The organism is Mesorhizobium sp., from assembly GCF_024509055.1.
In the GTDB taxonomy this organism is placed as follows: Bacteria; Pseudomonadota; Alphaproteobacteria; order Rhizobiales; family Rhizobiaceae; genus Mesorhizobium.
The window spans coordinates 1-4,491 of record NZ_JANINM010000119.1; the positions used below are offsets into that span (position 1 = coordinate 1).

Annotated in this window: 4 protein-coding genes and 1 pseudogene; all 5 read right to left on the bottom strand. The window is 63.5% G+C overall.

All coding sequences use genetic code 11. From position 1 onward, the window contains the following. Positions 1-278: pseudogene (locus Q0L57_RS06715) on the bottom strand (fatty acid desaturase); the annotation flags it as partial. 61 nt (positions 279-339) lie between these two features. Then, on the bottom strand, positions 340-1,521 hold the full coding sequence (locus Q0L57_RS06720) for an aldose 1-epimerase family protein (RefSeq protein WP_296739839.1): 1,182 nt from the start codon (positions 1,519-1,521) through the stop codon (positions 340-342). Positions 1,522-1,565: 44 nt separating this feature from the next. Then, positions 1,566-2,480, bottom strand: a complete 915-nt coding sequence (locus Q0L57_RS06725; protein WP_296739842.1) for a sugar phosphate isomerase/epimerase — start codon at positions 2,478-2,480, stop codon at positions 1,566-1,568. Positions 2,481-2,515: 35 nt separating this feature from the next. Continuing rightward, on the bottom strand, positions 2,516-3,604 hold the full coding sequence (locus tag Q0L57_RS06730) for a Gfo/Idh/MocA family oxidoreductase (protein ID WP_296739845.1): 1,089 nt from the start codon (positions 3,602-3,604) through the stop codon (positions 2,516-2,518). Positions 3,605-3,639: 35 nt separating this feature from the next. Further along, positions 3,640-4,491, bottom strand: an 852-nt coding sequence (locus Q0L57_RS06735; RefSeq protein ID WP_296739847.1) for an ABC transporter ATP-binding protein, incomplete at its 5' end; no start/stop codon positions are given.

The following is a 4,491-nucleotide window of genomic DNA, read 5'->3' on the forward strand; positions in this document are numbered from 1 at the left end:
TAGAGCACGCCGTAGACGAACAGGAACGGCACGACCCACCAGCTGCCCCAGAACCAGACGATGCCAGCCGCGGAGCCCAGGATCGCGACGATCCAGATGATGGTGTCGCGGATGGCCGGCCCGTCCGATCGCTGCATAAGCTCCTTCATGGTCTTGCGGGCCACGTCGGTATGGTACCATTCGGCTGAGGCGAGCCCGGTTTCGATTGCCTGCCGCGTGCTTTCGCCGACGAGGCTGTAGTCGCGCTTCTTCGCTGCCGTCACACCGACCTCCAACATTCACGCGCCGCTGGCATTCCGGTCCGCCGGCCGGAGGGCGCGCTTTGGATAATTGTCATCCTCATCCCCTACCCGCCAGTTTTGGAAAGTTGCCGGACGGGCTGGGATAATCCTGCTCCGGTTGGCGGGCGATGGCCGCGATCCTGCCTTCTGCTTTCACGATCGCATCGACGCCGTCGAGGACGCGGAATACCGCGTCATAAGCGCGGGCTTCGCCATGCTCCAGCCAGATCATCTCGCCGCGCTCGCGCGCCGCGAGATTGCCCAGCACATGATGTGTCGAAGGCTCGATGCCGAGCGCATACTGGCCCGCCTGGAAATTCTGCCACTCATAGCAGCAAGGCAACTGGTCCTTGCGGGTGACGACCTCGAAGCCGAGGCCGAGGCGGTCGTTGACGACGGCCACCGGCACTTCGCCGTTTTGGTCGTCCCCAAGCTCGTGCTGCCAGACCTGCTCGCTGAACCCGAGTTGCGGCTCCGGCACGCTGCGATAGCCGACTCTCTGCGCCTTGTAACGCTCGCCGGCATGCGCGGCCCACACCACATCGCGGATCGGTGCCAGGTAACGCGAACCTTCGTCGAGCAAAGGATGGCCGACATTGACGTGGTAGAAATACATATGCGGCGTCCGGTGGAAGCCGTGATTGACGACCCGGTCGGAAAGCCGGATTTCGTTGCCGCCGACATCGGCCTCGATCCTGCGGATGAGATGTAGGTCCTCGCCGAACACAGTGGCCTGCTGGACGATGCCCTCCGCCCACAAGACGCAGCGGTCGCCGTCCCAGTTCTCCCCGTACCCAGTCAGTCGGGCCGGGATGGTGCCGATGCGCCCATGCAGCGAATGCACCACCTTTTTGCGGCCCGGATAATTGTAGTTCTCGGCCGGCACCTCGTCACGGCCGAGAATATGGTCGAGGCCGCAGGTAACGAGCAGGCCGGAGAAGGACCGCCCCCAGGCAAAGCCGTCCTCACCCTCATAGTCATGCAGCCCCGGATGACGAAAACCGCTCGGCGAATGCCAGCCGATCGCCTGGCCCTTGTACTCGCAGTCGGCAATGTCGAGCGCCCGGTCGACGAGCGCCGTGAAGCGCAGGCCCGAGCCGGTGCGGAACTCGAGCATACGTATGCCGCGTTCCACCCCGTCACCAAGCGTCATCAGCCGCACCCCGGCGAACTGCGACAGCATGCCCGAACGCTCGGCGACCTGCCGGCGCGATAGCGTCTTGCCGTAGAGTTCTACCATGGTGCGACTGCTTCACTCACTTGGCGCTGTCTCCTTCGCCAGTCCTACAGGCCGTTGGCGCGAAGCTTCCCGTCCAGGAATTTCTTGGCGCGCGGCACGTCGTCCTCCGAAAGATGCTCGATGATCATCGGAATGTTCGGATGCTTCTCGGCGAGGCGCTTGAGGTAGAGGTCGTAGTTGAGCGACCCGAGGCCCGGCGCCGGCAGTTCGATCTCGCCGACGCCGCGGAAGGTGTGGCTTTCCATCGCGTCGGAGTCGCCGATATCGGCGTGCTTCTCGGACTTGTCGTCGCCCGAGCGCTTCACGTCCTTGGCATGCGCGATCTTGATCTTATCGGTCAGCGTGTCGAAGACCTGGTTGAGGATCTGGTCCATCCGGTCGATGTTATGGGTCTCGAAATAGTTGGTCGGGTCCATCAGCAGGCCGAGGCCGGGATGATCGACCTGCGCGAACATCTTTACCGTCTCCTCGACCGAGCCGACGACGTTGTTGACATAGGTCTCGAGCAGGAAGACCGCGCCGTGGTCGTAAGCAGTCTGGGCAAGGTCGGCGATCACCTTGCGGCACTCTTCGAAGCCTTCCTCGGTCTTGTTCTTCGGGTGATGCACCCAGTCGGACTCGGTGTTGTAGGTGCCGGTCTCCGAGATCACGTAAGGCGAGCCGAAATCGCGCGCATTGCGGATGATCTCCTTGAGGTAGCCGACGCGCTTCTCGCGCTCGGCCTTGTCCGGATGGATGATGTTCGTGTAGCCCGACACGCAGCAGATCGGCAGGTTGTGGTCGCGAAAGGTGTCGCGCACCTTCTTCGCCTTGTCCTTGGTGATCTGCCCGGCCGAAAGATCGATGTCCTTGAAGTGCAGGTCGAGCTGCACCGTGTTGAAATCGAGCGCGCGGATCTTCTTCGCGGTCTCTTCGAGGCCGTACGGGAAATAGCCCGTGAAAATGCCTGCCTGCATCATGATGTGAATTCCTCCTTGTAAGCGATTCAGTTGATTCAGTTTGTCGGGATTTCGGAGAGCTTGACCGTGCGACCGGCAGCCATCGAGCGGTAGCCCGCCTCGACCAGCGCCATGGTCTTGACGTTGTCGGCTACCGAGAGGGCCGGCGGCGTACCGGTCTTCACAGCGTGCTGCAGCTGTTCCATGACGCCGATGAAGGCCTGTGGGAACCACATCGTTTCCCAGCTCGGGGTTACCCACTCGCCGCCGGTCGTCTCGGCCGAAGCGTAGGTCAGCGTCGAAGCCGTGCCCGTCGGCCAGCCGATCGTGCCCTTGGCGACGCCCTTGGTGCCGTCGACCCGCCAGCTGATGTGCTGGTCGTCCTTGTAGTTTGCCTGGCGCGGGCCGGACCAAACGTCCTCGAGCGATACCGCGAGCACGCCCGACGGGAAGCGCAGCGTGGACACCGTGATGCCGTCGGTATGATCGAAGCGCGTGCGCGGATCCTTGCGCGTCAGCGTCGTGATCTCGTCCGGATCGCCGAACAGGAAGCGCAGCACGTCGAGATGGTGCACGCTCATATTGGCGAGCGTCAGCCGGTCGTAATCTTCGAGGAAGGTCTGCCAGTGTGGGATCGCATGCATGTCGATCTGCGCGAAGACGATATCGCCGAGTTCGCCATTGTCGATGATCTGTTTCAGCACGCGCATCGACTGGTCGTAGCGCATGTTCTGGTTGACCGAGAGGATCTTGCCGGCCTTCGACGCCTCGTCGCGCAGCTCGACCGCCTCTTGCACAGTCAGGGCCAGCGGCTTCTGCGCCAGGATCGCCTTGATGTGCTTCTGCTTCAACGCATGACGGATCAGCGCCGGCTGCTGGTCCGGCGGAAAGGCGAGGTCGATGATCTCGACGCCTGCATCCTCGATCAGCTGTTCCGGCGTGTCATGAACAGTCGGAATGCCCCAGCGTGTGGCGACCTTCTGAGCGTTCGCCTTGGTGCGCGAGGCGATCGCCACCACCGGAAAGCCTGCCTCCTTATAAGCCGCCAGATGACACTCGGCCATGATCATGCCGGCGCCGACGCAGCCGATCTTGTACTCCTTCGTGCGAACCTTGACGTCCGGCTCGAAGCCTTTGCTTGCCATCTTTTCCTCCCGAAATTCTGTCCTTGCGGCCACGGTCACAACGCGCCTCCATCCTGGCCGAAATAATGCACTCTGGCCGGCTCGCAGGATATCGCCACCATCGCGTCCGGCCTGATATCAGGCTGCCCACGCAGCAATGCCCTGAGCCGCGCCTGCCCGGCAGCGAGCGTCACCACGGTGTAACCGCCGAGCGGCTCGACCTCGAACACTCGCGCCGGGCGGCCCGAGCCCGCTTCCGCCGTTTCATTTTCCGACCAGGGCCGGACCTTGATGTCCTCGGGCCGTAGCCCGATCTCGATCGCCTCGGCCGGCGCCTTGGCATCGGCGATGCGGATTGTCCCTTCCGCCGCCTCTATCCCGCCCTCGCCACGCACCGACGGCAGGATGTTCATCATCGGCGAGCCGAGCATGCGCGCGACATAGGCGCTTGCCGGACGATCGTAGATCTCGGCCGGCGCGCCGATCTGCCTGATGCGGCCGTTGTCGAGGATCGCCATCCGGTCGGCGACCGACATTGCTTCTTCCTGGTCATGCGTCACATAGATCAGCGTCTTGCCGAGCTCGCGCTGGATGCGCTTCAGCTCGACGCGCGTTTCCTCGCGCAGCCTGGCATCGAGCGCAGAGATCGGATCGTCCATCAGATAGGCGGCCGGGTCGCGCACCAGGGCGCGCGCGATCGCCACGCGCTGCCGCTCGCCGCCGGAAAGCTGCGCCGGCGGCTTGTGCAGGATATGGCCGATGTGAAGTTTTTGCGCGACGTCGGCCAGCCGCTTCTCGATCTCGGCCTCGGCGACCTTTCGCTCGACCAGCGGGAAGCGGACATTGTCGCGCGCGCTCATATGCGGGAACAGCGCCAGGTTCTGGAACACCATGGCGACGTTGCGCTC